The sequence below is a fragment of the Methylomonas rapida genome, assembly GCF_024360925.2.
Taxonomy (GTDB): domain Bacteria; phylum Pseudomonadota; class Gammaproteobacteria; order Methylococcales; family Methylomonadaceae; genus Methylomonas; species Methylomonas rapida.
Window position 1 is genome coordinate 1,520,961 of the sequence record NZ_CP113517.1, and the last position, 26,001, is coordinate 1,546,961.

Annotated in this window: 32 protein-coding genes and 1 pseudogene; 20 read left to right on the top strand and 13 right to left on the bottom strand. The window is 53.7% G+C overall.

Features of this window, described 5'->3' with window-relative positions:
• Nucleotides 1-76 precede the first annotated feature (76 nt).
• From istB to istA, 6 genes are all read right to left on the bottom strand, one after another.
• Nucleotides 77-700, bottom strand: coding sequence for an IS21-like element helper ATPase IstB (istB, locus tag NM686_RS07190; protein ID WP_456238245.1), 624 nt, complete (start codon nt 698-700; stop codon nt 77-79).
• 44 nt (nt 701-744) lie between these two features.
• The gene (tnpC, locus tag NM686_RS07195) at nt 745-2,337 is read right to left on the bottom strand and encodes an IS66 family transposase (RefSeq protein ID WP_255187172.1); all 1,593 of its coding nucleotides are present in this window, start codon (nt 2,335-2,337) and stop codon (nt 745-747) included.
• An 86-nt stretch (nt 2,338-2,423) separates the two neighbouring features.
• Complete coding sequence (gene tnpB, locus NM686_RS07200) at nt 2,424-2,774, bottom strand: IS66 family insertion sequence element accessory protein TnpB (protein WP_255187173.1); 351 nt, start codon at nt 2,772-2,774, stop codon at nt 2,424-2,426.
• Nucleotides 2,762-3,055 (bottom strand): IS66 family insertion sequence element accessory protein TnpA, encoded by a 294-nt coding sequence (gene tnpA, locus NM686_RS07205; protein ID WP_255187174.1) that lies wholly within the window; start codon nt 3,053-3,055, stop codon nt 2,762-2,764. Before tnpA (NM686_RS07205) ends, tnpB (NM686_RS07200) begins: the two co-directional genes overlap by 13 nt.
• Nucleotides 3,021-3,329, bottom strand: coding sequence for an ATP-binding protein (locus NM686_RS07210; RefSeq protein ID WP_269022638.1), 309 nt, complete (start codon nt 3,327-3,329; stop codon nt 3,021-3,023). Before NM686_RS07210 ends, tnpA (NM686_RS07205) begins: the two co-directional genes overlap by 35 nt.
• A complete protein-coding gene (istA, locus tag NM686_RS07215) occupies nt 3,322-4,863 on the bottom strand; it encodes an IS21 family transposase (RefSeq protein ID WP_255187200.1) in 1,542 nt (513 codons plus the stop codon). The genes NM686_RS07210 and istA overlap by 8 nt, the downstream gene beginning before the upstream one ends.
• Nucleotides 4,864-4,937: 74 nt before the next feature.
• On the opposite strand from istA, the gene tnpC (NM686_RS07220) reads away from it, so the two are divergent.
• Nucleotides 4,938-5,984 carry an IS66 family transposase gene (gene tnpC, locus NM686_RS07220; RefSeq protein WP_255188581.1) on the top strand — a complete coding sequence of 349 codons (1,047 nt, stop codon included), beginning with the start codon at nt 4,938-4,940 and terminating at the stop codon, nt 5,982-5,984.
• Here tnpC (NM686_RS07220) and NM686_RS07225 read toward each other — a convergent pair.
• A complete protein-coding gene (locus tag NM686_RS07225; RefSeq protein ID WP_255187201.1) occupies nt 5,981-6,154 on the bottom strand; it encodes a hypothetical protein in 174 nt (57 codons plus the stop codon). The two genes, tnpC (NM686_RS07220) and NM686_RS07225, sit on opposite strands and share 4 nt — an antisense overlap.
• 35 nt (nt 6,155-6,189) lie before the next feature.
• On the opposite strand from NM686_RS07225, the gene NM686_RS21775 reads away from it, so the two are divergent.
• The 4 genes from NM686_RS21775 to NM686_RS07240 all read left to right on the top strand — a co-directional run bounded on the left by NM686_RS21775 (nt 6,190) and on the right by NM686_RS07240 (nt 8,913).
• Nucleotides 6,190-6,408, top strand: coding sequence for a WCX domain-containing protein (locus tag NM686_RS21775; protein ID WP_407942373.1), 219 nt, complete (start codon nt 6,190-6,192; stop codon nt 6,406-6,408).
• A gap of 169 nt (nt 6,409-6,577) precedes the next feature.
• Nucleotides 6,578-7,321 carry a hypothetical protein gene (locus NM686_RS07230; protein ID WP_255187202.1) on the top strand — a complete coding sequence of 248 codons (744 nt, stop codon included), beginning with the start codon at nt 6,578-6,580 and terminating at the stop codon, nt 7,319-7,321.
• Nucleotide 7,322: 1 nt separating this feature from the next.
• Nucleotides 7,323-8,408, top strand: a complete 1,086-nt coding sequence (locus tag NM686_RS07235; protein ID WP_255187203.1) for a tetratricopeptide repeat protein — start codon at nt 7,323-7,325, stop codon at nt 8,406-8,408.
• Between the two features lie 124 nt (nt 8,409-8,532).
• Nucleotides 8,533-8,913, top strand: coding sequence for an NYN domain-containing protein (locus NM686_RS07240; protein WP_255187204.1), 381 nt, complete (start codon nt 8,533-8,535; stop codon nt 8,911-8,913).
• Nucleotides 8,914-8,952: 39 nt separating this feature from the next.
• On the opposite strand, the gene tnpC (NM686_RS07245) is transcribed toward NM686_RS07240, so the two are convergent.
• From tnpC (NM686_RS07245) to tnpA (NM686_RS07255), 3 genes are all read right to left on the bottom strand, one after another.
• Nucleotides 8,953-10,545, bottom strand: a complete 1,593-nt coding sequence (gene tnpC, locus NM686_RS07245) for an IS66 family transposase (protein ID WP_255187205.1) — start codon at nt 10,543-10,545, stop codon at nt 8,953-8,955.
• An 86-nt stretch (nt 10,546-10,631) separates the two neighbouring features.
• Nucleotides 10,632-10,982 (bottom strand): IS66 family insertion sequence element accessory protein TnpB, encoded by a 351-nt coding sequence (gene tnpB / locus NM686_RS07250; protein ID WP_255187206.1) that lies wholly within the window; start codon nt 10,980-10,982, stop codon nt 10,632-10,634.
• Entirely contained in the window at nt 10,970-11,263 is a 294-nt protein-coding gene (gene tnpA, locus NM686_RS07255) for an IS66 family insertion sequence element accessory protein TnpA (protein ID WP_255187207.1), read from the bottom strand. Before tnpA (NM686_RS07255) ends, tnpB (NM686_RS07250) begins: the two co-directional genes overlap by 13 nt.
• A gap of 78 nt (nt 11,264-11,341) precedes the next feature.
• Between tnpA (NM686_RS07255) and NM686_RS07260 the strand changes: the two genes are divergently transcribed.
• Nucleotides 11,342-12,187 (top strand): OST-HTH/LOTUS domain-containing protein, encoded by an 846-nt coding sequence (locus NM686_RS07260; RefSeq protein ID WP_255187208.1) that lies wholly within the window; start codon nt 11,342-11,344, stop codon nt 12,185-12,187.
• Nucleotides 12,188-12,303: 116 nt separating this feature from the next.
• Here NM686_RS07260 and NM686_RS07265 read toward each other — a convergent pair whose 3' ends face one another.
• On the bottom strand, nt 12,304-12,984 hold the full coding sequence (locus tag NM686_RS07265; RefSeq protein WP_255187209.1) for a hypothetical protein: 681 nt from the start codon (nt 12,982-12,984) through the stop codon (nt 12,304-12,306).
• Nucleotides 12,985-13,276: 292 nt separating this feature from the next.
• Between NM686_RS07265 and ssb the strand changes: the two genes are divergently transcribed.
• From ssb to NM686_RS07295, 6 genes are all read left to right on the top strand, one after another.
• Nucleotides 13,277-13,828 (top strand): single-stranded DNA-binding protein, encoded by a 552-nt coding sequence (ssb, locus tag NM686_RS07270; RefSeq protein WP_407942385.1) that lies wholly within the window; start codon nt 13,277-13,279, stop codon nt 13,826-13,828.
• 142 nt (nt 13,829-13,970) lie between these two features.
• Complete coding sequence (bet, locus tag NM686_RS07275) at nt 13,971-15,020, top strand: phage recombination protein Bet (RefSeq protein WP_255187210.1); 1,050 nt, start codon at nt 13,971-13,973, stop codon at nt 15,018-15,020.
• 97 nt (nt 15,021-15,117) lie between these two features.
• Entirely contained in the window at nt 15,118-15,453 is a 336-nt protein-coding gene (locus NM686_RS07280) for a hypothetical protein (protein WP_255187211.1), read from the top strand.
• Complete coding sequence (locus NM686_RS07285; protein WP_255187212.1) at nt 15,450-16,451, top strand: YqaJ viral recombinase family nuclease; 1,002 nt, start codon at nt 15,450-15,452, stop codon at nt 16,449-16,451. Before NM686_RS07280 ends, NM686_RS07285 begins: the two co-directional genes overlap by 4 nt.
• Before the next feature lie 313 nt (nt 16,452-16,764).
• Nucleotides 16,765-16,977, top strand: coding sequence for a hypothetical protein (locus tag NM686_RS07290; RefSeq protein ID WP_255187213.1), 213 nt, complete (start codon nt 16,765-16,767; stop codon nt 16,975-16,977).
• A 112-nt stretch (nt 16,978-17,089) separates the two neighbouring features.
• Complete coding sequence (locus NM686_RS07295) at nt 17,090-17,893, top strand: AAA family ATPase (protein ID WP_255187214.1); 804 nt, start codon at nt 17,090-17,092, stop codon at nt 17,891-17,893.
• On the opposite strand, the gene NM686_RS07300 is transcribed toward NM686_RS07295, so the two are convergent.
• A protein-coding gene (locus NM686_RS07300; RefSeq protein ID WP_255187215.1) for an IS3 family transposase occupies nt 17,890-19,058 on the bottom strand; the annotation gives its coding sequence in 2 pieces (ribosomal slippage) (nt 17,890-18,791 and nt 18,791-19,058; 1,170 coding nt in all). The genes NM686_RS07295 and NM686_RS07300 overlap by 4 nt on opposite strands.
• 50 nt (nt 19,059-19,108) lie before the next feature.
• Here NM686_RS07300 and NM686_RS07305 point away from each other — a divergent pair.
• The 3 genes from NM686_RS07305 to NM686_RS07315 all read left to right on the top strand — a co-directional run bounded on the left by NM686_RS07305 (nt 19,109) and on the right by NM686_RS07315 (nt 22,291).
• Complete coding sequence (locus NM686_RS07305) at nt 19,109-19,504, top strand: hypothetical protein (protein ID WP_255187216.1); 396 nt, start codon at nt 19,109-19,111, stop codon at nt 19,502-19,504.
• Nucleotides 19,505-19,588: 84 nt separating this feature from the next.
• Nucleotides 19,589-21,409, top strand: a complete 1,821-nt coding sequence (locus tag NM686_RS07310) for a VWA domain-containing protein (RefSeq protein WP_255187217.1) — start codon at nt 19,589-19,591, stop codon at nt 21,407-21,409.
• A 240-nt stretch (nt 21,410-21,649) separates the two neighbouring features.
• Nucleotides 21,650-22,291 carry a hypothetical protein gene (locus NM686_RS07315; protein ID WP_255187218.1) on the top strand — a complete coding sequence of 214 codons (642 nt, stop codon included), beginning with the start codon at nt 21,650-21,652 and terminating at the stop codon, nt 22,289-22,291.
• Here NM686_RS07315 and NM686_RS07320 read toward each other — a convergent pair.
• Nucleotides 22,269-22,568 (bottom strand): hypothetical protein, encoded by a 300-nt coding sequence (locus NM686_RS07320; protein ID WP_255187219.1) that lies wholly within the window; start codon nt 22,566-22,568, stop codon nt 22,269-22,271. The genes NM686_RS07315 and NM686_RS07320 overlap by 23 nt on opposite strands.
• A gap of 242 nt (nt 22,569-22,810) precedes the next feature.
• Between NM686_RS07320 and NM686_RS07325 the strand changes: the two genes are divergently transcribed.
• The 5 genes and pseudogenes from NM686_RS07325 to NM686_RS07345 form a co-directional block, all read left to right on the top strand.
• Nucleotides 22,811-23,488, top strand: coding sequence for a hypothetical protein (locus NM686_RS07325; RefSeq protein ID WP_255187220.1), 678 nt, complete (start codon nt 22,811-22,813; stop codon nt 23,486-23,488).
• 129 nt (nt 23,489-23,617) lie between these two features.
• On the top strand, nt 23,618-24,115 hold the full coding sequence (locus tag NM686_RS07330) for a hypothetical protein (protein WP_255187221.1): 498 nt from the start codon (nt 23,618-23,620) through the stop codon (nt 24,113-24,115).
• A 115-nt stretch (nt 24,116-24,230) separates the two neighbouring features.
• A complete protein-coding gene (locus NM686_RS07335; protein WP_255187222.1) occupies nt 24,231-24,479 on the top strand; it encodes a hypothetical protein in 249 nt (82 codons plus the stop codon).
• 27 nt (nt 24,480-24,506) lie between these two features.
• Nucleotides 24,507-25,154: a hypothetical protein gene (locus NM686_RS07340; RefSeq protein ID WP_255187223.1), complete on the top strand. Its 648-nt coding sequence runs from the start codon at nt 24,507-24,509 to the stop codon at nt 25,152-25,154.
• 15 nt (nt 25,155-25,169) lie between these two features.
• Nucleotides 25,170-25,994, top strand: a pseudogene (locus tag NM686_RS07345) (DUF4942 domain-containing protein); the annotation flags it as partial.
• Nucleotides 25,995-26,001 lie beyond the last annotated feature (7 nt).

The window sequence follows — 26,001 nt, forward strand, 5'->3', positions numbered from 1 at the left end:
AGTCACCGGCTGTGGATAAGTGTAAAGGAAACGGATAACAATCGGTAGTCTTGCTACCCGTTTCCAAGCTGGATTTTTAAAACGGATTTTCCTCGTAGGCGATATCTTCCGGTGTTTTTCCACTGCGTTTAGCTTGCTCTCTCGCTTGTATCCGAGCCTTGGCTTCTTCAGAACTTTGCCGGAAGCGATAGGATTCGTTGCCAGTTTCAAGGATATAGCAGTGGTGCGTCAGTCGATCCAATAAGGCGGTGGTCATTTTGGCATCACTGAACACGCTGGGCCATTCGGCAAAGGTCAAGTTGGTGGTGATGACCACGCTGGTTCGCTCGTACAGCTTCGATAACAAGTGAAACAACAACGCGCCACCATCCTTGGAAAACGGCAAGTAGCCCAGTTCATCCAAGATGACCAAATCGACCTGCATCAAGCGATAGGCTAATTTGCCTTGGTTGCCAGCGGCCTTTTCCCGTTCGAGTTGTGTGACCAGATCGATGGTGGAATAAAAACGGACGCGCTTGCTGTGGTCAGTAACGGCTTTGACGCCGAACGCGGTGGCCAGATGCGTCTTGCCGGTACCGGTGCCGCCCACCAGCACCACGTTATGGGCGGCGTCGATAAAGGCGCCGCTCGCCAGTTGTTCCACCAAGACGCGATCCACCTTGGCTTGCTCAAAGTCAAAACCGGCCAAGTTGCGATGCACGGTAAGCGCGTAGCGGTACCACGACCCCAGCTCGCTGGCAGGACTTAATCGGCGTTAGCAAACGGCAGCAGTTCGTCGATGCGGCTGTTGGGCCAGGTGGGGAGTTTTTCCAGGGTGTCGCTTAGCCAAGCGGCCGGATCGAGGCCGTTGAGTTTGGCGGTACCGAGCAGGGTTTGAATGACGGCCGCCCGCTGGCCGGCGCGTTCCGAGCCTGCGAACAACCAATTCTTTTTGCCCAGGGCAATGGGTCGAATGCTGTTCTCGACGGGATTGTTGTCGATGGGCAGATCGCCGGTTTCGGCGTAACGCGTCAGCGCGGGCCAGCGCTTCAGACTGTAATCGATGGCTTTGGCGGTTGCGCTGTTGGGCGCCATCAGCAGTCGGGTTTTCTGCAGCCAATCGTGCAGCTCGGTTAAGGCAGGCTGGCTTTTTTCCGCCCGCAGGCGTTGGCGCTCGTCGCTGCTCATGTCTCGCCCCTCGGCTTCAATGGCATACAGGGCGCCGATCCGCTGCAAGGCGGCTTGCGCCACGGGGCTTTGGCTGGCTTGGAACAGGTCGAAGAACTTTCTGCGCGCATGTGTCCAACACGCCAGTTCGATACACGGTTCAAGCAGAAGTCGGGTTTCCGGGTGCGCGCGGGCAGTGGCAAACAAGGCCTTATAGCCGCCATAGTCGTCGACCATCAGGTGACCGTGCCAATCTTGTAGAAACTGTTGCGCATGCCGGCCGCTGCGACCGGCTTGATAGTCGAAGACGATGATCTTGGGGCCCGGTTGCAAGTCGTTGCTGCGGTAGGCCCACAGATAGGCTTTCTTGGTTTTGCCGTTGCCCGGATCGAGTTGTGGCACCGGGGTTTCATCGGCGTGCAAGCTATCGCGTTGCAATAGATGCCAAGTCAGGCGATCGGCCAAGGGCAGCAAGGCCACGCCGATGCGTCCGACCCAATCGGCCAGGGTGGAGCGGGACAGGATCACGCCATTCCTGGCGGCGATTTGTTCCAGTCGGTACAAGGGCAAATGATCCAGGAATTTACTGATCATGACCCAAGTCAGCAAACCGATCGCCGCCATGCCGCCATCGATCACGGCCGGTGGAATCGGTGCCGCCGTGATGGTTTCGCAGGCTCGGCAGGCGTATTGTGGACGGATGTGGCGATGCACGAAAAACTTGGCGGGTTCGACGTCCAGTTGCTCGGTCACGTCTTCGCCGATCTTGACCAAGTCTTTACCGCATTGACCGCAGGTGCAGGATTCGGGTTCGTGACGGTGTTCGATGCGTGGCAGATGTTCAGGCAAAGGTTGACGACCGGCACGGGGGCGTTTGGGCCGAGTGACCGTATCGGATGGGCTGTTGTCCTGTAGTTGCTCGACCTCGGCTTCAATCGCCGACATGTCGGTGTTCCAGGTTTCCTCGAACACATCGCGTTGCAACGGCGCCAGGGCTTCACTCTTGTGGCTGAAGCGGATGCGCTTGTAATACGCCAATTCGTGCGTCAGCGCGGCGATTTTGGCGTCTTTCTTGGCGATGGTTTGCGCATCCTGCGCGGCTTGATCGACCAGCGTCTGAATCATTGCCGTGACGTGGATTTTCGCGGCAGGTTCCAGGTTCAATTGATCGAGTTCGGCCAAGGGATTCATGGGGTTTATTATACCCCATGAACCCCCTGAATGCCTTGATTTTATTGGGTTTTGCCGGATTTTAGAGCCTCTTTTTCAGCCTCATTTTAAACCTGCCATTCGGCTTTGGGGACGGCTGATAACCGCTGCCAGTCGACACCGGCCACTAACCAGTGCCATTGCGCCTGGCTGAGCGCAAACACCGCGTCAGGGGCCTTGGGCCAGACAAAGCTGCCCTGATGCAATCGGCGTTGACACAACCAGACGCCATTGCCATCCCACAGCAGCAAGCGCAAGCGATTACCCGCTCGATTGCGGAAGATGAAAGCCGAGCCGGCGCAAGGTGCATGCCCCAAACTGTGCTGCACGAGGGCCGACAAGCCATCCAGGCCGCGCCGCATGTCCACCGGCGCCACGGCAATCCAAATCTGCGCTGGATAACCGATCAGGCCAGGCATCGCAGCAACTCCGCCACCCAGCGCGCTGATACCGAAGCAGGCAGCGCCAAGCGATGGCCTTGGACATGGGTAAAGAGAATGCCCGCATCGACGGGCTCAGAAGGCGCAACCTGGACGGGTATCAATGCAACCGAATCGGCTTTGGGCAATTTGCGATAGTCGCTCAGTCGCGCCGTGAACGTGCGAACATTGATCTGCTGCGCTGCGCAATACTCGGCTTGCGACAGTCCACTGCGTTGCCACGCTTCAATATGCTGACGCCATTTCGATGTGATGGCCATACCTGCTCCTGTTCAAAAAATCACAGGATGCCGTAGGACGAATGTTTTTCACAGGTGGGACGGCTGGGCGCTTACGATGCACGGGGAATCGTGCGCTTTGAAGTTGGTACCGAATCGAGCGAATGTGTTGGTCCTCGATTTCCGCGTGCAGTAGTTGCCACAGCAACCATTCCGAGGATTGCAATTTGGCACCGCCTTGGCTGGCGACTTCGGCGTAAGCTGAGGCCATGCCGAAGAGTTTAAGAGATTTCAATTCCGCTTCCAGATCACGCATCGCCGTTCTCCTGATCCACCAGAGCTAAGTCGAACGCTTCGCGCAATTGCTCATATCGCGCGGTATCGGCGATGGGCGCATCCTTGATCTGTAAGACGTCAGGCGTGATTACCGTCTGCGGTTCGGCAGGCGGTTGACCGTCCACGGCGAGCGTAGACACGAGATGTTTGACCTGCTCGATACTGATCACCCCGGCGGCCAGCAAAGACTCAACCGCCGCCAACACCGCATCCAGCCCTTGCCGGGGTACGCAGGCTAAAAGATCAGCCATCGCTCGATCACCGCCAGGGCGCTTGTTTAACACGAGCCGCAAAGAAGACAACGGTTTCGGCATCTCAACAAAGGGCGCACCATTGCGTAACGCGCCGGGTTTACGCGCCAATAACGGCAGATAGTGTTGCCAATCGTAGCTGACCTGATCGCGATCCAACAGTCGCACATGGCTGGCAATCCAGGCATCGTCGGCATAGAGTTCAAGCTGTTCCGGATACAAGCGCACACTGATCCGTCGATTAGCAAAACGGCAAGGCACCGAATAGCGGTTTCGTTTCACCGTCACCAAGCAGGTGCTGGATACACGAGCCACAAACTCAATGTAACCATCGAACACGCCAGGCATGGGCATCAACTCCGGTTGTTCCAGTTCCAGCGCCTCTTGTAGCGTTAACCCTTGGCGTTCCGGCCAAGATAGTTCCGTCCATAAGGCTCGGCAACGGGCTTCCAGCCACTCATTCAACTCGGCAAAGCTGGCAAAACATTGTTGACTGGCATCCAGCCAAATGCGCCGCCGGCTATCCTGCACATTCTTCTCAACGATGCCTTTTTCCCAGCCGGATGCGACATTGCAGAAGTCAGGATCGAACAAGTAATACGCCGTCATTGCCGCAAAACGCGTATTGACGATGCGTTCTTTGCCTTTCTGTACCTTGTCGACCGCCGTCTTCATGTTGTCGTATATCCCCCGCAAGGGCACGCCGCCAAAAGCCTGAAATGCGCGGCGATGGGCGTCGAACAGCATCTCATGGCTTTGGCTTGGATAAGCGGAAAGCAAAAAGGCACGGCTGGCACACAGCTTGGTATGGGCAATCTGCAAACGCCTATAAACGCCACCGACCACCAGAGACTCTTCGCACCAGTCGAATTGAAAGGCTTCCCCCCAACGGAATTTCAATGGGACAAAGGCGTGTTTGCCAGCCTGGCTACCGGCACCCTGACGCCAGGCACGGATGTAATCGGTAAGCTGCGTGTAGCCGCCGTCATAGCCGGCTTTCTGTAACTCTTCCAATAACTTCAAGGCGGTTCGTCGCTCCCGCTTGGGGCGATAGCTGTCAGCGATCAGCGCTTGTTTGAGTTGATCCTCAAACGGGGAAAGCTTGGTTGAGCCGGGCTGGCGTTTATATTTCGGGTCGGTCCCATTGGGCATACGCAACCACTTTTTAACGGTATTGCGAGACAGACTCGTCCGTTTGGCAATCTCGTTGATGGAGAGTTTGTCACGGAAATACATCCGCCGAATTTTTGAAAATAAAATCATGGTTATCACCTTCTAAGCTCCTGTCTAATTTTTGGACAGGACAGGTTAATAACCCTGGTCAATTTTCGGCCGGAATTCGGCCTCTTACTTGGTCAATTTTCAACCGGCGTCAACAGACTTGGGTCATGATCAGTAAATTCCTGGATCATTTGCCCTTGTACCGACTGGAACAAATCGCCGCCAGGAATGGCGTGATCCTGTCCCGCTCCACCCTGGCCGATTGGGTCGGACGCATCGGCGTGGCCTTGCTGCCCTTGGCCGATCGCCTGACTTGGCATCTATTGCAACGCGATAGCTTGCACGCCGATGAAACCCCGGTGCCACAACTCGATCCGGGCAACGGCAAAACCAAGAAAGCCTATCTGTGGGCCTACCGCAGCAACGACTTGCAACCGGGCCCCAAGATCATCGTCTTCGACTATCAAGCCGGTCGCAGCGGCCGGCATGCGCAACAGTTTCTACAAGATTGGCACGGTCACCTGATGGTCGACGACTATGGCGGCTATAAGGCCTTGTTTGCCACTGCCCGCGCGCACCCGGAAACCCGACTTCTGCTTGAACCGTGTATCGAACTGGCGTGTTGGACACATGCGCGCAGAAAGTTCTTCGACCTGTTCCAAGCCAGCCAAAGCCCCGTGGCGCAAGCCGCCTTGCAGCGGATCGGCGCCCTGTATGCCATTGAAGCCGAGGGGCGAGACATGAGCAGCGACGAGCGCCAACGCCTGCGGGCGGAAAAAAGCCAGCCTGCCTTAACCGAGCTGCACGATTGGCTGCAGAAAACCCGACTGCTGATGGCGCCCAACAGCGCAACCGCCAAAGCCATCGATTACAGTCTGAAGCGCTGGCCCGCGCTGACGCGTTACGCCGAAACCGGCGATCTGCCCATCGACAACAATCCCGTCGAGAACAGCATTCGACCCATTGCCCTGGGCAAAAAGAATTGGTTGTTCGCAGGCTCGGAACGCGCCGGCCAGCGGGCGGCCGTCATTCAAACCCTGCTCGGTACCGCCAAACTCAACGGCCTCGATCCGGCCGCTTGGCTAAGCGACACCCTGGAAAAACTCCCCACCTGGCCCAACAGCCGCATCGACGAACTGCTGCCGTTTGCTAACGCCGATTAAGTCCTGCCAGCGAGCTGGGGTCGTGGTACCGCTACGCGCTTACAATGCTTGTTGGAGATGACCTGGCACAGCCACAAGGTGTCCATCACTATCATCAACTGATCCAGCAAGCGAATCAATTCGACGAATTGCGCAATCTGCGGCAAGCCAGGGCCATTTTGGTTTAGCATCGCCCATTCAATTTGAAGCAAAGATTTGTGATCATTTGGCCTTAATTCTGCAAGAGTCGCATCTAAATGAAAGCCAAACCGTTTCCGACGCCGACGGATCGGGATTTAGGATGTTAACCGCTGAAGTACTGGATACTTGGCAATTGCGCTGGTGGATTATGGGAGAAGTCGATCGGGTTGAGGTTCTGCTACCGATAGAACTTCGACAGGATATACAAGGTATGCTGGCCAGAGCGCATGCCCAGTATCTTTAGCATATACAGGGCACAGTCGCGAATTCACGCCATACGGCCAAATTGTAAGCTAAGCGCTTAACATACATTTCGGTTGGCATCGTTTGTTTACTGAAACAGTGTAAAAACCGGGCTGTACAAATTCAAAAAAGTTAAACTGTAAGGCTACTTTTATTTCATATTAGGGAACATGCCAGACACCACCTACAAACAAGCCGCCGGATTGATCCGTGAAGCCGAAAAAATCAGTGCTATTCCGGTGCGCGTGACCTGGGACGATACGCTTCAAGTTGGCGCCGTGCTGCATTTGAGCGAAGCTCAATGGTCAAAACAGTTGCGAATTTCGGTAAAACCCACCCGACCGGACATCCCTTATCTCGTAGGCGTGCAATGTGCGCTGGCGATTCGTTTTTACACAAAACGCGAACAACGGCATTTAACCGCTTCGCAAGCCAGTCGCGACAAAGCTGTCAGTGAATTTCGCGAACTGGGTTATGCGCCCGAAATGGCTAAATCGCTGGCCGAAAATTTGTTGGCACAGCTGGGCAGCCAAATTCGCAGCGCCGGACCTTTGATTAAGCTTTCTGCGCAGATTTACAGAGACTATCCAGAATTGCGGGACAGCCAGTTGACGCATTTTCTCTTGGAAAAAGAAGACGGTGAACGGTCGTTAGGCATTGATACAACGAAATTTCCGGACTGGATTTTACGCAGTCACCAAGCCATCAACGGCGCTAACGCATTGGCCGCCGACTATTTGTTTGATCGTACCGATTTCTTTGCGCCGTTTAAGCAAGCCGGTTTTGAGGCGATTTGTACCGGATTAGTGGGTGATGTCACCGGTAGCCAAGCGGATGTATCCGATAGTGAATTGGTTAATGCCTGGCTGAATCGATTGGATTTGAACGACCGTTTTGAATGGATGACACCCTGATATGCAAACACCCAGTACCGTTTTTATCAAAATCGCCGATTACGATTTGTCGGCCTTACCGGAAATCTGCCGTGATCCGAATGCACCCGGTTTCGCGGATACTTTGATTCGACATGTTTCAGACGAGTATGCGACTGATGGGATGTTTGCCAAAGTCAGCATCGAACAGGATACCTTGATTATCGCTGAAGATTTGGAAGCGAAGGCCAAGTCTGATGAAGGCTTGGATGCGTTACAACGCGGCGTTTATGCAACAGGCAAGGCTATTTTCGAAGCCTTGCTATCCGAGCATCCGAACAACGCGATTGTGCTTTACAACTTAGGCATGGTCTACAGCGACGAAGGCAATCTGGGCAAGGCCATCGAGTTGTTATCGACATTGATTTGCCTCAAACCGGATTACGCCCATGGTTGGGTCGCCTTAGCGGTGGCTTACATGCGGAACAACCAAATCATCGAAGCCGATCAAGCCGCGCAAAAGGCGGTTCAGTTAGCGCCAAACGATCAATATGCTCTACGCACTGCCGGTTATATTGCGTCAAAGCTCAACGAACCGGATGCGGCCGCCTTACTGGAAAATGCGGTCAGAGCGGGCCCCGAGGATCCCATCGCGTTATTGGCATTAGCAGAAAACTTACTGACTACGCATAAAGACGAAGCCATCAAAAAGCGAGTGTCAGCCTTACTGACGCAAGTCATCGATGTAGCGCCGGGTTCGAAAGCGGCAGAGCGTGCGGAAGAAATCTTGCGTGGCATCGCTTACGATAAATTTCGCCAAACCGGATCACTCAATCCGCAAGCCATCGACTACTGCCTGCATGCTCTAAAGGCGCTTCAAGGCATGTCGCATCAAGAAGTGGCGGGTGTCGCCATGGAAACCGCCGCACTGGGACAAAGCGGATTGGATGTGAATAATCCCAATAAAACCTATCAGCTTCGATCTATCCCCGGCAACTACACCGGCCTGCAGGTGGTTTGCTTCATGTACGTTGCTCTGGAACAGGTCGCACCTGGGCAGGATATTGGGTTTGATCTCCAGGCGGAATACGAAGAAGCGTTGCGGATTTATAATGCCAACCAACGTTGACGGCGATAGACTATTTTTAATGAAGCCATTCCATGTTGATGGATAATTTTGTCGCTTCATTCCCTAACGCAGCAAGGTAGCCTGGGAATAAAGTGAAACCGGATTTGAATACACCGCATCCCTCATGACACAGCAAAAAGCCAATCGCATTGCGGTATTCGTAGACGCCGAAAATGTTACAAACTGGATCAAGCACGACGGCGTCAGATTACTAATGGAAGAGCTGAATCAGTATGGCCAGATCATTATCCGTCGCGCCTACGGTGTTTGGAGCAAGCCGAATTTGGCCATGCACCAAGCAGCCATCAACCAATCCGGATTTGAACTCATCCATTGCTACCATCCCGTGACCGGCAAGAATACGGCGGATATTCAGATGACGGTGGATGTCATTGAATGCGCTTGGCAACTACCAAACATTAGCTGCTTTGTGCTGGTTACCGGCGACTCAGACTTTACGCCAGTCTTTCGCCGACTTCGAGAAATGGACAAGGATGTGATGTAAGCGCGTAGCGGTACCACGACCCCAGCTCGCTGGCAGGACTTAATCGGCGTTAGCAAACGGCAGCAGTTCGTCGATGCGGCTGTTGGGCCAGGTGGGGAGTTTTTCCAGGGTGTCGCTTAGCCAAGCGGCCGGATCGAGGCCGTTGAGTTTGGCGGTACCGAGCAGGGTTTGAATGACGGCCGCCCGCTGGCCGGCGCGTTCCGAGCCTGCGAACAACCAATTTTTTTTGCCCAGGGCAATGGGTCGAATGCTGTTCTCGACGGGATTGTTGTCGATGGGCAGATCGCCGGTTTCGGCGTAACGCGTCAGCGCGGGCCAGCGCTTCAGACTGTAATCGATGGCTTTGGCGGTTGCGCTGCTGGGCGCCATCAGCAGTCGGGTTTTCTGCAGCCAATCGTGCAGCTCGGTTAAGGCAGGCTGGCTTTTTTCCGCCCGCAGGCGTTGGCGCTCGTCGCTGCTCATGTCTCGCCCCTCGGCTTCAATGGCATACAGGGCGCCGATACGCTGCAAGGCTGCTTGCGCCACGGGGCTTTGGCTGGCTTGGAACAGGTCGAAGAACTTTCTGCGCGCATGTGTCCAACACGCCAGTTCGATACACGGTTCAAGCAGAAGTCGGGTTTCCGGGTGCGCGCGGGCAGTGGCAAACAAGGCCTTATAGCCGCCATAGTCGTCGACCATCAGGTGACCGTGCCAATCTTGTAGAAACTGCTGCGCATGCCGGCCGCTGCGACCGGCTTGATAGTCGAAGACGATGATCTTGGGGCCCGGTTGCAAGTCGTTGCTGCGGTAGGCCCACAGATAGGCTTTCTTGGTTTTGCCGTTGCCGGGATCGAGCTGCGGCACCGGGGTTTCATCGGCGTGCAAGCTATCGCGTTGCAATAGATGCCAAGTCAGGCGGTCGGCCAAGGGCAGCAAGGCCACGCCGATGCGTCCGACCCAATCGGCCAGGGTGGAGCGGGACAAGATCACGCCATTCCTGGCGGCGATTTGTTCCAGTCGGTACAAGGGCAAATGATCCAGGAATTTACTGATCATGACCCAGGTCAGCAAACCGATCGCCGCCATGCCGCCATCGATCACGGCCGGCGGAATCGGCGCTGCCGTGATGGTTTCGCAAGCTCGGCAGGCGTATTGTGGACGGATGTGGCGATGCACGAAAAACTTGGCCGGCTCTACGTCCAGTTGCTCGGTCACGTCTTCGCCGATCTTGACCAAGTCTTTTCCGCATTTTCCGCAGGTACAGGATTCGGGTTCGTGACGGTGTTCGATGCGTGGCAGATGTTCAGGCAAAGGTTGACGACCGGCACGGGGGCGTTTGGGCCGAGTGACCGTATCGGATGGGCTGTTGTCCTGTAGTTGCTCGACCTCGGCTTCAATCGCCGACATGTCGGTGTTCCAGGTTTCCTCGAACACATCGCGTTGCAACGGCGCCAGGGCTTCACTCTTGTGGCTGAAGCGGATGCGCTTGTAATACGCCAATTCGTGCGTCAGCGCGGCGATTTTGGCGTCTTTCTTGGCGATGGTTTGCGCATCCTGCGCGGCTTGCTCGACCAGCGTCTGAATCATTGCCGTGACGTGGATTTTCGCGGCGGGTTCCAGGTTTAATTGATCGAGTTCGGCCAAGGGATTCATGGGGTTTATTATACCCTATGAATCCCCTGAATGCCTTGATATTATTGGGTTTTGCCGGATTTTAGAGCCTCTTTTTCAGCCTCATTTTAAACCTGCCATTCGGCTTTGGGGACGGCTGATAACCGCTGCCAGTCGACACCGGCCACTAACCAGTGCCATTGAGTCTGGCTGAGCGCAAATACCGCATCATGGGTCTTGGGCCAGACAAAGCTGCCCTGATGCAATCGGCGTTGACACAACCAGACGCCATTGCCATCCCACAGCAACAAGCGCAAGCGATTACCCGCTCGATTGCGGAAGATGAAAGCCGAGCCGGCGCAAGGTGCATGCCCCAAGCTGTGCTGCACGAGGGCCGACAAACCATCCAGGCCGCGCCGCATGTCCACCGGCGCCACGGCAATCCAAATCTGCGCTGGATAACCGATCAGGCCAGGCATCGCAGCAACTCCGCCACCCAGCGCGCTGATACCGAAGCAGGCAGCGCCAAGCGATGGCCTTGGACATGGGTAAAGAGAATGCCCGCATCGACGGGCTCAGAGGGTGAAACCTGCACGGGTATCAAGACTACCGAATCGGATTGGGATAATTTGCGATAGTCGCTCAGTCGTGCCGCGAACGTGCGAACATTGATCTGCTGCGCTGCGCAATACTCGGCTTGCGACAGTCCACTGCGTTGCCACGCTTCAATATGCTGACGCCATTTCGATGTGATGGCCATACCTGCTCCTGTTCAAAAAATCACAGGATGCCGTAGGACGAATGTTTTTCACAGGTGGGACGGCTGGGCGCTTACGATGTGATTGGCGTTGGCCAGCATTCAACCTTGAGCGAATGTGTAAAGACGTCTTGCACTCGATTCATTTATACGGACGATGTCATTAACACGTTAGCCGGTAAAAAGGTCACGCCACTAGCGCCCCTACCTCCGCAGCCATTACCGAGTTCCCCACCGACGCTTACGCTTGCACAGGCCGATGCGTTAGTCATTGCCCACTTGAAAGCATCACCTGCGCCGATCAATACCTCTCAAATCAAAAATTTTCTCAAGCAGAATGCGGCAGACTTTGACGAAAAGCATTACGGATTTAAAACATTTACCGATTACCTAATTGCTAACAAGGCCATTGAAATCAGCAAAAGCGGCACGATTAATTTCGCCCGTTTGGCTAAGCCTGCCCAGCCAACCAAAACAGTTAAAGTCGTTGCAACTGCGGAAGCCTACAAAGCCCTGCTGAAAAAGCACAATTCACTGCCAGACAATGCCGACACGCTGAAAAAAATTTACAAACACGCCGTTGCCTTGAAAGACATCTGCCCCGATCCAGCACAATTCAGAGCGGCCTTATTCGATCTGTGTCATAAGGTTGATGCGAGCATTACTAAAACGACCGTGAACAAGGCATTTTCCTATTTTATTGTCATGGGCCTGGTTCATACCGAAAAGGCTAAAGGTGGCGTCGATACCGTGCGTGTGAAAAAAATCACACTCAAGGATTTTTTATTGAAATCCGACAAGTTGGTCATCGCCAAACTGCTGGAACTTGGCAAAACTCAGGCCTTGGACTTGAAAGCCAAGGAAATCAAGAAAATCACGCTGTCAACGATCAGTAAAGACAGCATCAAAAAATTGATTGGAGAATAAGACACCATAAACCGGCCGATCATTGATCCTGCGACTCAACGTACGCGAAGCGTTGTGCTACCAATCCGACACATTAGCAAGCGGAACCATCAAACCTATTTCATTCGGATTAGCGGTCATAGCGCACCGGTCTTATTCGAACTTAGGGATGATTCATTGTCATCCACCACTGAATCCTCATCTTCCGAAAGCCTCGCTGGCTCATCCAACAGTCCTGACTCCTGCCGGGCCAATCGTACTTCCTCCCCATGCCCTTGTTCATACGCTGCTTGATGCGCATGTCTTTCCATCGTCACAATTTTATTGGCTAGTCGCTGCAATCGCTGCTGCCACTCCAGGCGCGCGGCAATGCAGTGTTTGTTGGAGATGACCTGGCACAGCCACAAGGTGTCCATCACGATCATCAACTGATCCAGCAAACGAATCAACTCGACGAATTGTGCAATCTGCGGCGAGGCGATCTTCGCCACAAACTCCCTGGGGTGAGTGTAGGTCGGCGTTTCATTGATGCCGTTGTCAGCCTTGAGTTTTTCCAGCCGACTTTTTTCCTGCTGCAGCTGCTCCGCGCATTCGGCAATCATCTGACTGACGAGGCTTTCGATTTCGTCAACGGTGTCCTCCCGACCAATGATGCGCAGGATTACGTCGATCGCATACAAGGACACCATCAGCCGGTGATAGCTGTTGCGAATCACCCTAATAGCTTGTTCGCTGTTGATGCTAAACGTGCGCTCAAATATCGGCCGACTTATGGCGCGACGCGAGGCTGGTTTGGGTTGTGGAGCTATTTCGGACATGAGCATTTCCTGATGTGGACGAATGGTTCATGATCGTATGCCAAATTCTTTAAAGCCTTTCCGCAGACGACGGCGAATTCGTCATCAGCTGCAAGCACACTTCAAAAAATCTCTGCTTCAATAGCCGCCAATGGAATCGGTTGGCCGTCAGCCAGCCTTTTCTTCCCAGACTTTCTTGGCTGGTCTTTCATGATCACCTTGATCCGACTTCGGTCGGCGTTCCGTTTTTAAGCGGCGACGGTGGATTTCCATCGGCGTGTCAGGTGCGTCAAGCCTGATGTGACTATTGATTGTGTTTACCCTGCCGGGCTTCTCGATTCCCGTGGGGATTCAGCGTGCCGGCATGTCCATCGCCGCGCCGCTGGGTATTGTTATCGTTGAGTCGGGCGCGGCCGACAGGAGGAATGTCATCATGGCCAATCGCGGTGTGAACAAAGTCATCTTGCTGGGCCGGCTCGGCGCCGATCCGGATGTTCGCTTTATGCCCGATAACGGCGGCAAAGTAGTCGCCGTCCGTTTGGCAACCAGTGAAGTCTGGAACGATCCCAAAAACGGCAAACAGGAGCGGACCGAATGGCATCGAGTGGTGTTTTTCAAAAAACTCGCCGATACCGCCGAACAGTATTTGCATAAAGGCAGCCAGATCTACATCGAAGGCCGTTTGCGTACCCAGCAATGGGGCCAAGCAAATGACAAGCGTTACCGTACCGAAATCGCCGCCTTTGAATTGCAGTTGCTGGATCGCCCAAATGCATCGGCAGCCGCCAACGGTTCGTCATCATCGCCAGCGACGCCCGAGGACGCCGATTGGGATGACGACTACAGCGATATGCCCATCCATTAAAACCTGGATCGCCGATTATTGGCGTTCATTGGATAAACGGTTACACCGCCGACCCGTTTCCGGTTTCGGTATTTCAACCCCCTGGGGAACTCCATTCCCCGGCGGGCGATGGCGTTCCCTTTTTTATTGAAGGAGACCCACCATGAGCCAAAACAACCGCAACACCTTACCCAAAACCCGTGACTTACCGATGCCAGCTGTTGTTCAGCAAAGCTACGGCCTGTCGGAACAGTCCTGGAAAGTATTAACCGAAGTCACCTTTCCGACTGCCAAAACCCCGGAAGCGATCCTGATGGCGCTGGATTATTGCAAGGCCCGCAAGCTCGACATCTTCAAAAAGCCGGTGCATATCGTGCCGATGTGGAGCGCGGCTTTAGGCCGTAATGTCGAAACCGTCTGGCCGTCCATTATGGAAATCCAGACCACCGCATCACGGACCGGTGTTTGGGCCGGCATGGATAGACCCGTCTGGGGCCCGGATGTCACCAAAACCTTTACCGGTCGCTACAAGGACGACAACGAGCAATGGCAGGAATCCAGCGTCACTGTGACCTTTCCCGAATGGGTGGCGGTTACTGTGTACCGGATCGTCGGCGGCAAACGCTGCGCCTTTACCGAGGAAGTCTACTGGCTAGAGGCTTATAGCACGGCAGGCGGTAAAAACTCGCAAGTGCCGACCGCGATGTGGATCAAACGCCCCAAGGGGCAATTGGCCAAATGCGGTAAAGCGGCGTCCTTGCGCGCAGCCTTTCCTGAGGAATGCGGTTATGCCGCCGAGGAAATGGATGGCAAAACGCTCGATGATGTTGTCGACGGTTCGGTGATCGATGGCGAGGCGACACATTGGGAAACCGATGTTGGCCAAGCGGGTGATTGGTTTTCCGGATCATCCGAGCAAACGCCGCACGTGATCGACGTGTCGCAAATCCATCCCAAGGTGCAAAAAGCCGTCGCCGAGCTGGTACGTCGTACAGCGGCAGCCGGTGCCTGGAAAGCAGCCTACGACTATGCCAACCAAAAGTTCAAAGGCATCGACCTGACCTTTGCATTGGCCGAGCTAGACAAGGTATCGGAGGTTGATCCCATGGCATCATCAGCCTTAGTTAAAACGGACAGTACCGGCATGCCGCCATTGTCCGCGAAAGACATGGCCATGAATCAGGCCCGTCAAACCTTGGGGCACGCAGCTTAGAAGCGCTGCAATCCCAAATTCTTTAACCACCCACAAGGGCGTCCTGTTTCGCCCACGGGGTAGGACATGACGCTCTTGGTTTTTATCAGGAGAGGTCATGAACACAAACGATCAATCATTAAACCGCGTGCCCTGTCATACCGACTGGCAACGTTACGATTCACCCACGGTGTTACGCCGTCACGGCCGAGGTTTTCTGGAACGCCTGTGGCGACCCCAGTGCAACGAACCCAATCCGCAGCCCTTAAGCCAGCCAGAACTAACAACACTGGCCGAGAGTTTTGGCGGGGTGTGTTTGCCGGCGCAAGACGAACTGCTGTTGCTGTTTGGCGATGGCCATTGGGCCCGGCGTTGCCAGAACCAGTTGCACAAGCTCGGCATCGAGACGGTACGCTTCGGCTGCCAGGTGCAGTTGACCGGATTTTCGCGATGAAGGTCATCGACGTTTCGCAACGTTCCGACGTATGGCGGCATTGGCGATTACAAGGCGTCAGTGCCAGTGAAGCGGCCATCGTCATGAATCGCTCGCCCTACAAAAGCCATTGGCGGCTCTGGGCCGAGAAAATTGGCTTGGTACTGGAAGCCAGTCTGGACAACAACCCGTTGATCCGCGCTGGTATCCAGCAGGAGCCTGAAGCTTTGCAACGCTTCGAGGATAAACACGATCTGATGTTGTTGCCGCTGTGCGGCGAGTCGGAACAGTATCCGTTGATGCGGGCTTCTTTCGACGGCTTATCCGACGCGAATGAGCCAGTGGAAATCAAATGTCCGCACGAAACCACGTTTTTGGATGTGCTGTTAAACCGGGAAGCCTCGGCTGCCTATCAGTTGTATTGGTGCCAGGTGCAACAGCAACTGCTGGTATCCGAAGCGCAACGCGGCTTTTTGTTTTTCTATCACCAAGGCCAGGACATCGAGTTTGAAATTCAGCGCGATGAGATTTTTCTCACCCAGCTGGTCGATAAAGCGATGGATTTCTGGTCGGCGGTCAAATCGAAAAAGGAACCACAAAAGGATCCCGAACGCGATTTGTATTTGCCGCAAGGTGAGTCGGAACGGCAATGGCAACAACTGGCGGCGACGTATCGGCAACGGGCGTTGACCATCTTGGACATCAAAAGCCAACTCAACCAGTTGGAGGACGAGCAGTCGCGCATTGAAGACACCTTAGTGACATTGATGGGCGATTACGTAGCTGCGGAGCATTCCGGGTTACGGATCAGCCGGTTTCAAAGCCAGGGTGCTATCGATTACAAGGCGGCACTGCAAGCCTTGCAACCGGATGTTCAGGCTGGGGCGCTGGACGTCTATCGAAAACCGTCGGCCATGCGGGTCCGGGTGACCTGCCGGGACGACGACGGTAAACATGCCGAAGTGCCGTTCGATGCCCAAGCCTTGAAAGACTTGGCGGGTGTGGACTTTTGGTTTTGATGGTTCGTTTCAAGACATCCTGTAATCCTAGTGGTTACGGGATGTTCATTCATTGACGGCATGATTGATTCGGTTAGGGCATGTCGGTTTTAGGCTGGGCTTTCCCGCAAAACCCAACCCAAAACCCGCATCGTTCAGGCATTCCCTTCGTGGAATCCCGAATCCGGTTTCGACCGGCGTTCCGTTGTTAAGCGGCATGAGCGTTTGCCTCGTGTGCCAGGTGCGTCAAGCCTGGTGTGTTTAGTTTGTCCCGTTGGGGTTCATCACCTTTACGGGACTCGATGACCCCTTTTATTCATTGAAGGAGGTCATCATGAATCACGACTTTTGGAAAACCTTGCATGGCTGGTTGAACGTTGCCCATAGCGACGACATTCAGGCCAAAAAGCGTGTGCTGCTGGAGATGCATCGTCAAATCTCGGACCCCGGTTTGAGAAGCGACATTCAGCGTATCCTGCGCTTGATGGATCGGGAGTTGTTGGCCCGTGCCGAATGGGCGATGTACTGCGTCATGCAGTTGCGCTAGCCATTTTCTATTTACCCTGGTTTGCCAGGGTTTTAATCACCCGTTGGGGCTCATTACCCCTCGGGGCTGGTGCGCCCCTTGTCATTTGAGGCTAGTCCTCGAGGAGCTCACCATGTACCAACAATATTCCATTGCCGACACCTTCGGCATTCAGGCCCCGTCGTCCATGAAAGTGGAAGGTTTTGTACCCGCCGGACAAAACACCTATGTACCGGCACAAAAGCCGTACGTGTTTCGCAAGGATCACTTGCGCGATGTGTTGGCGTTTTTAGGCGCAGCCAATGGCGACGGCTTATACCTGTCCGGTCCTACCGGTTCCGGTAAAACCTCATTGTTGGAGCAAGTCGCGGCGCGTCTCCATTGGGGCGTGCATTCCGTCACCGGTCACGGTCGATTGGAACTCAACGATCTGCTCGGCCAGTACATGCTGGTCGACGGCGGCGCGATGAAGTGGATTGATGGTCCGTTGACCTTGGCTGTTCGCCTGGGACATGTGCTGTTGATCAACGAAATCGATGCCATTGATCCTGCCGAGCTGATTGGCTTGAATGAAATCGTCGAAGGGAAACCTTTAACGATTCCGCAAACCGGCGATGTGATTACGCCGCATCCTAAGTTTCGTTTGGTCGCCACCGGCAATAGTGCCGGATCGGGTGATCAGTCGGGCTTGTACCAAGGGGTGTTACGTCAAAACCTGGCGTTTTTGGATCGTTTTAGGCTGATGGAAGTCGGCTACCCCGAACCCGAAGACGAAATGAAGCTATTGGCCGATGTGGTGCCGACCATGCCGGAAACGGTACGCGAAAGTATGATCAAAGTCGCCAATCAGATTCGTAAAGTCTTTATCGGCGGTGCGGATGGCGGTGGCATGTTATCGGTGACTGATCTTGCTCGTGTTTCACAGACAGATAGCTAAGAGACATGTTTAAGTTCAAAGGCTTCAGGGGATAGATAGCCCAATTTGGAATGAAGCCGTTTGCGATTGTAATACACTTCGATGTATTCGAAGACATGTTGCTTGGCGTCGGCTCGTGTTGATAGCCGCTCACCATGAATGGCTTCGACCTTGAAGCTGTGGTTCCAGCTTTCCATGGCGGCGTTATCGTAGCAATCGCCTTTCTTGCTCATGCTACAAATCAATTGGTGTTGTTTGAGCAAGGCTTGATAGGCTGCTGAACAATACTGGCTGCCTCGATCCGAATGGACGATAACGTCTTTGGGTAATTTTCGCCGCCACAGCGCCATGGTCAAAGCATCGCAAACCAGGCTGGCAGTCATGCGTTCAGCCATGGCCCAACCAATGACCTTGCGTGAATACAACTCCAAGACGACGGCTAGATAAAGCCAACCCTCGTCCGTCCAGATATAGGTAATGTCTGAGACCCATTTCTGATCGGGCGCCGTCGCTCCAAAATCTTGAGCCAAGTGGTTGGGGGCTACGGGCAAGTTGTGATTGCTGTTGGTTGTAGCCTTGTATTTCCGTGCGGCCTTGGCCCGCCAACCCTTGGACTTCATGATCTTGGCCACGGTATGACGGCTGACGCGATGGCCTTCATCGTTGAGTCGCTTGGTTATTCGGGGCGAACCGGCACGCGCTTTTTCATCATCGAATACCCGTTTGATCTCATCGGCCATGGCTTCTTGCGATTGCGCTCTTGGCGAGGGCGGACGCTTTTTCCACTGATAATAGCCGCTGCGCGAAACTTTAAAACAGCGACACATCAGCTTGACGGAAAATTCAGATTCAAGGGATTGCATCATGGCGTACTTCACCGGGGCTGCTTGGCAAAGTACGCTGCCGCCTTTTTTAAAAAGGCGACTTCCTCTTCCAGGCGTGCATTTTCCCGTTTAAGCCGTGCGATTTCAGCTTGTTGCAGTTTTTGCTCTTCAAAGGGCTGACCGGTTTGGCGGCTTTTGGCTTGCCAGCTATACAGCATGGCTTGCGCAATTCCCAAATCTTTGGCTGCTTTTGAGACACCGTCTTGCTTTGCTCGCTCCAAGGCTTGCTCTTTAAACTGAGACGTATATTTGTTGCGTTTAGACTTTGTAGCGATAGTCGCTGGTTGATCGTTGTTTTTCATAAGACTCCTCAGGCATAGAGATTACTCTCTTAACTGGGTGTCTGTGAAATTTGGGCAAGATCAGTGAAGGCTTGTTGGTTAATCAAACACCCGTGTTTGAAGAGACAGACGTTGATGAAACCTTCGAATACGCGGATTTAGAGCTATCAACGGTACCAACAGAAACAACAGTCTCAACCGAAGCAAAACCCGTCATCGCTGAATGCGTTTCAGACAATTCCGATTTTACCGATCTGTTTGACGGGATCTTTGATGATGAATTGGACGCGGAATCGGCATCGGATGACTGGGCGCTTGAAGTCTTGCTGGACAAAAGCCAGACCAATCTGGAAACCGGTAACGATGCCGATCGAGCCAATGATTTGGAAAACGCAGCGAAACCGGAACCGGTGACGGCAGGAGACGATGAGGAGGCGGACGATTCCGACCAGGATTACTGGTTCTGATCCTACGCCATTTAACACTTCACCCACTGGGGCAAATTCATGTCCCGCTGGGGCCGTGGTTTGCCCCAACTTTTGGAGCACACCATGAAAAATAGAACCTTACACAACGCATTTCCCATCGTTGCGGCGGCCATTGGCAATCGCTTTGGCGTCAAAGTCAGTGTCGGCGGTGATAAAGCCGAAACCGATGGCCAAACCATTTGGCTGCCGGCCTATGAGGGCGACGATGCGGATTATCAGGATTACGCCTGGGGCCTGTTGGCCCACGAAGCGGCGCATATTCGCTATTCGGATTTTACGCTGCGCTATGGCAGTTCGGTCTTACGTCGGCGTTTATGCAATGCCATCGAAGATGTTCGCATTGAGCACGAACTGGCCAAGGACTTTCCGGGTACCCGGCTGACTATCCGCACCGTAATTGAAAAGATGATTGCCAAAGGCGACTTTGTGGCCGCCAGTGAAAGCGATCATCCGGCCAACATTTTGTATGGATTCGTGTTGAAAAGCTTGCGTGCACGGGTACTGGGTCAAACGGCCCTATTACCGTTGGTCGAACAAACCGAAGCGGCATTGAAGTCAGCGTTTCCGAAAGGAACCGTAACGCGGTTGAAAGGCTTGCTGTCGGAAGTCCCGAAGTGCTTGCAATCGGAGAGTGATTGCCTGCAGTTGACTGATCGCATCCTGACCATGATTGAGCAGGAATTCGAGCAACAACGGCAGCGTCATCAGGCACAGCCATCGGAAGATGAGGAAAACTCGCCTGAGCCGGATGATGCGGATCAGGATGCTGAATCAACCGATTCGGACGATTCGAATGGCCAGATTTCCCAGGATGACATGGAGCCCGATGAACGATTGCCCAACGACACTGCAGACGATCCGTCTTCAGCATCCGATGGTGACGATGATTCGAATCCCAAAAATCCTGACGATGAACTGGCAACGCCATCCGACAGTTCGACATCCGACCCGCAAGGTGAAGATGAGGAAAATGCTGAGATTGCCGACCCGATGGGCGTCTTGCAAACCCTGTTGTCCGCCGAAGACACTGACATCGAGCAGGATCTGTTTGAGTCGCTGAAATCGGCGTTGTCGTTAGCGGCAGAAAACTTATCGGAACTGCTGATGCCCAGTGGCCTCGAACCGCCCATGGACGAACGAGCCGGTGTGATTTTACTGCGCAAGGTGCAAGGCGAATCGGGAAAAATCCGCGCCGCTTTGCAAGGCATCGTGCAATCGCAAACCATGAGCCGCACGAAACATGCCTGTCGTGGCCGGCGGCTGGATGGCAAGCGTTTGCATCGGCTGCCCTTGGGTGAAACCAAGCTGTTTCAGCGCAAGCAGGCCAAATCGGCCCCCAATACGGCCATTCATCTGTTACTCGATAAATCCGAAAGCATGGGGTATCAGGTCACCGATAGCCAAGGCAACCCGATGGGATCGCGGATGCCGATTGCATTGGAAGCCACCTTGGCACTGGCGTTGGCCTTTGAAGGTATACCCGGAGTCAATCCTGGCGTCACCGCGTTTCCAGGGCGTCAGGACGATTCGGTCTATAGCTTGCTGGAACATGGTCAACGTGTGAATGCTCGAACCGGTGCCTTTTCGGTAGCCGCCGCCGGCAGTACACCAATGACTGAAGCGATTTGGTTTGGTGTGGCGTCACTGCTGCGATGCCGGGAACCGCGCAAAGTGTTGATGGTGATGACCGATGGTCAGCCCAACGAGTCACTGAGCACACTGGAGTTGTTGCAGCGCTGCCGCGATAGCGGTATTGAAACCGTCGGTGTGGGGTTGGGACTGGATGTCAGTCATCTCTTCCCGGTTGCCATCACCATCAACGATCTATCGGAGCTGAGAGCGCAATTGTTCGAGCTCTCGAAATCGTTGTTGTTGGCGGCGTAATCCTCAGTCCGTTATCCGTAGCCCAATCCTTGGCTTAATGCCTTGGATTATGGCTACGGGTAGCTGATTGCAACCGCAGTTTGTCGAATGCACTCAAATCCTGGAGTCCATTCGACAAACAGACATTTCATGCGTTCTTTCCAGAATGCTGAATCCGACTTCGGTCGGCGTTCCGCCTTTAGGCGGCGAGCACGTTAAACCGTGATCGTGTCGGGTGCGTTAAGCCCGATGTAAAGCGCAGTGGAATTCTCTGCTGCAAATCTAAAACCCGCTTCGGGCGACCATCGCCCGGCCGGGTGCTGTTCATTCGAAGTGTTTTCGTTAATTTTTGCTAGGAGAACTTCAATGAACTTTATTTTTGGTGTCATCTTACTGGCTATGTTTATCCTCGCCTTGCGTGTGATTTGGGCAACAGTATTGCAACTGCTGAGCTCATTGAAACAATCGGCTCAAGTGTTGCACCGCTATCGTGCACAGCGATTGGCGCGGAACCGGCTACCGGTGATTATGCCACGTAGCCGCGAGGAGATGGATTGGTTGGCAATATCGGATTCGGTGCGCCAGGAAATTCAGAGTCGTAATCGTGAAACAAATCGCGAGTTGGAGCGATTGGAACTTCAATATCAAGCCAAACAGAAAACAATCAAACTCTACGAGGCGGATATTGAAATCGCCAAACTGGAGCGGGAGCTATTGAAAATCAAACCGATGACTGTTGCGGTCGAAATCGAGCCTAAACCGCGTCGGCGTACAAAAAAAGCGACCGGGCCAACCATGGTGGACGACAAGTCCGCTAAAACTGCCCAACAAGTATTTCAATTGCGGGAAGCGCTGAAAGGTAACGCCAACGCGTTAACGATTAATCAGCAAGCCCGCCATTGAATACCCGCAACGTGGTTCCGGTTGCCGTATTGATACGGCGAACTGGAATCTCGTGTTGATTCGATTCATCAGCAAACACCCAGCTGCCTTCGGGCAATAGCGACAACAAATCGTTCTGGGTTTCCCGGCGAATTTGTCGAATCTTGTTTAGAAACGGCCAGGCTTGCTCTGGATTATCAACCCGCTTGAGCACGTCGGCTTCTAAAACATCCAATTTTTGGAAAATTTGTTGGCAATGTCGAACGACTTTCAATGGTTCGTCGACCGGAATCGCCATCGGTTTTCGCCTTGGATATGGCTCCTCTGTCCGCTTAGTACTGAGGAAATCAAAAATGCGCAAAATATCGTCGAACATGGCAATTTCTCTGCTTTTTAATGAGTTTTAGTCACCATATACCGATTTTTACGCGAATTCAACCCCGCTGCATGAGCCGATTTTAGGCTTTAATCAGCGTTTTTTACCTGCAGGAACACCATCCTGCCGGGTGGTAGTTCCTGCGTTTTTTGGAGGACATGACCATGAAAACAATCAACCAACCCAGCGTTGGCGTAACCCCTGCCGAAAACAGCTCGGTTCGCTATCTGAATCAGTACCGCTGCCCTTACTGCCAGACTGAATGGGAGGATGGTTGGGATTGCGGCTGTAACGATCGCTGCCCGGATTGCAACAAGGAAATCGAGCCTTATGAAAGCGCATTGCTCGAGAGTGAATCGGCGGAAACCGAATCGCCAGTCGACGAACCCGCCTCAACCCATGTCACGGTGGCGGGGGTGAATCGGCTCTTCGTCGTCTCTTACGAAATCGACTACCTGCACCGCGTGTCGGTTGGTATCGCTGCGGATAGTCCCGATGCGGCACAACAGATTGCCGAACAGGCATTCAATGACGCCACGATTTGGGATGACACCGCCGCCATGCCGTTATTATCCGATGAGTACCTTGAGTCGGGCGATGAAAGCCTGGTCTGGGAATGCGTGGCCGTTGCCCGGTTGCCGGAACCGGATCATTCGGTACGGCAGTTGAAGAACGAGCAAGCGGCCATGCGGATTTGCCGGGGATTGGTTGAAGCTTATCAACAAGGCGAAATCAACGGCGGCAGTATCGATTGGGAGGATTTGGATCAGTTAATCCCTCTGGCATTACAAGCCTTGGGAAAACCTGCACTGGAAATCCAATCCAAAAAATGCGCGCGTTGAGAAGCGCTATTTGGAAAAACCTGAGCTAGCCAAGTCATTTGATTCGGCGCTCATTTTTATCCACCCACACGGGAATGTCCTATTCCCGCTGGGGAATCGTGATGTTTCCGTTTTTTTGAGGACAACATCATGAAACAAATTTTTGAACACACGTTTGGCAACGGTCATTGCATCCAATATCAACGGTTGCCCTCCGGCACCTGTTATCACGCCGACACACCGGAACCGGTGGTCGAGTTGTTGGAACAACTTCGCCATAGTCGGCGCAAAATCCGGCTCTATTACGGCGATCCCACCACGGGTCAATCCTGGCTCGATGAACACGATGTCATCGGCTGGATCGGTCGCTCAATGGGATCCATCAAAGTCCCATTGCTAATCGAACCCGGCGATATCGGTGGTCCGGCATTGCTGGATCAGTGCATCGTTCGCATAGATAGCCCTCGCCAGGTGCTTTACCAACACGATGATTTTAAGGTTGGTCAGGTAGATCTGGTGAGAGGTGAGCTCAAACGCTTGCCGTGGGAAATCTGGATCGACGGCAGCGTGCATGCCCGATTCAAAGCAAAAACTGAAGCCCGGCAGTATCAGGACTTCATTCAAGGTAAGCGGTTCGCGTTGATCTGATACGCCGTTTTCATTTTTGACACTCGGTTAAGCCGAGTTTTTCACTGTACCCCTGCGGGATGATTCTATCCCGCCGGGGATAAATCGGTCGTCAGGGGCTTTTTTGGAGAATACCATGACAGACCCTTATCAATACTACCCCACGCCAGAAGCACTGAGTCGTAAAGCTTGGGCGATGTTCAAGAACCAGCAATTCGCTCGGGTATTAGAGCCTTCAGCAGGCGAAGGACATTTGTTGCGTCCAGGGCCATACCAGTACGGTAAACGTTTGCCGATCGATTGCATTGAAATCGATATCCGCAAACACGCGGTTCTTCGCGATGAAGGTTATGCGGTGGTGGGGATGGATTTTCTGCAGTTTTAAAGCGGCAGTGTCTACTCCCACATCATCATGAATCCGCCGTTTTCCGAAGGCGCCAAACACGTGTTGAAGGCTTGGGAGATATTGTTTGACGGTGAAATCGTCGCCATTCTCAATGCCGAAACCGTGCGCAATCCTTTTTCGAAAGAACGCCTGCTGTTATTACGTTTGATTGAGCAGCACGGCGAGGTCGAGTTTCTACAAGAAATGTTCGTCGGCGAGGATGCCGAACGCAAAACGCCGGTCGACGTGGCTCTGGTCTGGTTGAAAAAAACTTCGACGTTCGAACAGGACATCCTCGGCAATATTCTGGACGATTTGCGCCAGGATCATCGGGAGGCCGACGATTTAGCGGGCGAGTTTCAACTGCCCCATGAGTTGGCCTTGCCTAATGCCTTCATCGATAACGCGGTGTTGATGTTCAATGCCGCTGTCGAAGCAGCGCGACAGGCCGTGGTCAGTGAAGCCCGTGCCAGCCGTTATCGGACCATGCTGGGCAAAACGCTCGGCGAACTGAGCGGTGGCGGTATCAGCAGTGAAAACGAGTCGTCGTCGGATGGGGTGAAGCGGACGCTGTTTAAACGCTATCACGATCTGAAGAATCGGGCTTGGGCCAGCATTTTACGCTCGACTCAGGTCACTTCGCGCTTGTCATCGGCGGCGCAGAAACGCTTGTAGTCGGATTTCGAAACGGTCAAGTCCTTGGAATTTACCGTGCCGAATATCTATGGCTTTCTGCAAGGCATCATCGATCAGCAAGGTGAAATTCAACTGAGCATGGTGTGCGATGTGTTCGATCTGATCACTCGCTATTACAGCGATAACGCGGTGTTTTACATGGGTTGGAAATCCAACGATAAACATCGCTCGTTGGGCATGCGGATCAAAACCACGCGCTTCATTCTGCCGGGTCATGGCTCGAGTTCTTACCAGAACGGCCTGAATTGGGAGTCGGAACGGCTATTAGAGGATTTCGATAAGGTGTTTGCCTTGCTCGATGGCAAGACCGAAGCTGAAGTGAGTTTGGTGTCGGTGTTTCGGCAGCATTTTCACGCGCCTCGGGTTGGAAAACGGATAGGCGGCAGTTATTTTGACGTTCGCTATTATCCGGGCGTTGGCACCATCCACTTTTTTCCGAAAAGCAAAACCTTGATCGACTGCATGAACCGTTGGGTCGGTCGCCAGCGCCGCTGGTTGCCGCCGGTGGACACGCAAGCTGGAAAAGGTTTCTGGCAGCAGTTCGAACAGGCAGAGACCTTAGATCGGGCGTTTCACACTGAAGTGAACAAGCAGTGTCCACGCACTAGCCGGCATGTCCATTTCGATCCCTTTTGGGCGATCAAGCACGGCGGCGAGTCGGAACGGGAAAAAGGTCATCGTTTGTTAACCCAGGCGATGAGCACAGTACTTGCCAGCCGAGGCATCGATCCCGATGCGGTATTGGAAAACAAACCATCCAGCTTGCTGGAATGGACGGGCTCATTACCATCTTCTACAGACCTGGCTCTGGCATCGTAATCCGGTG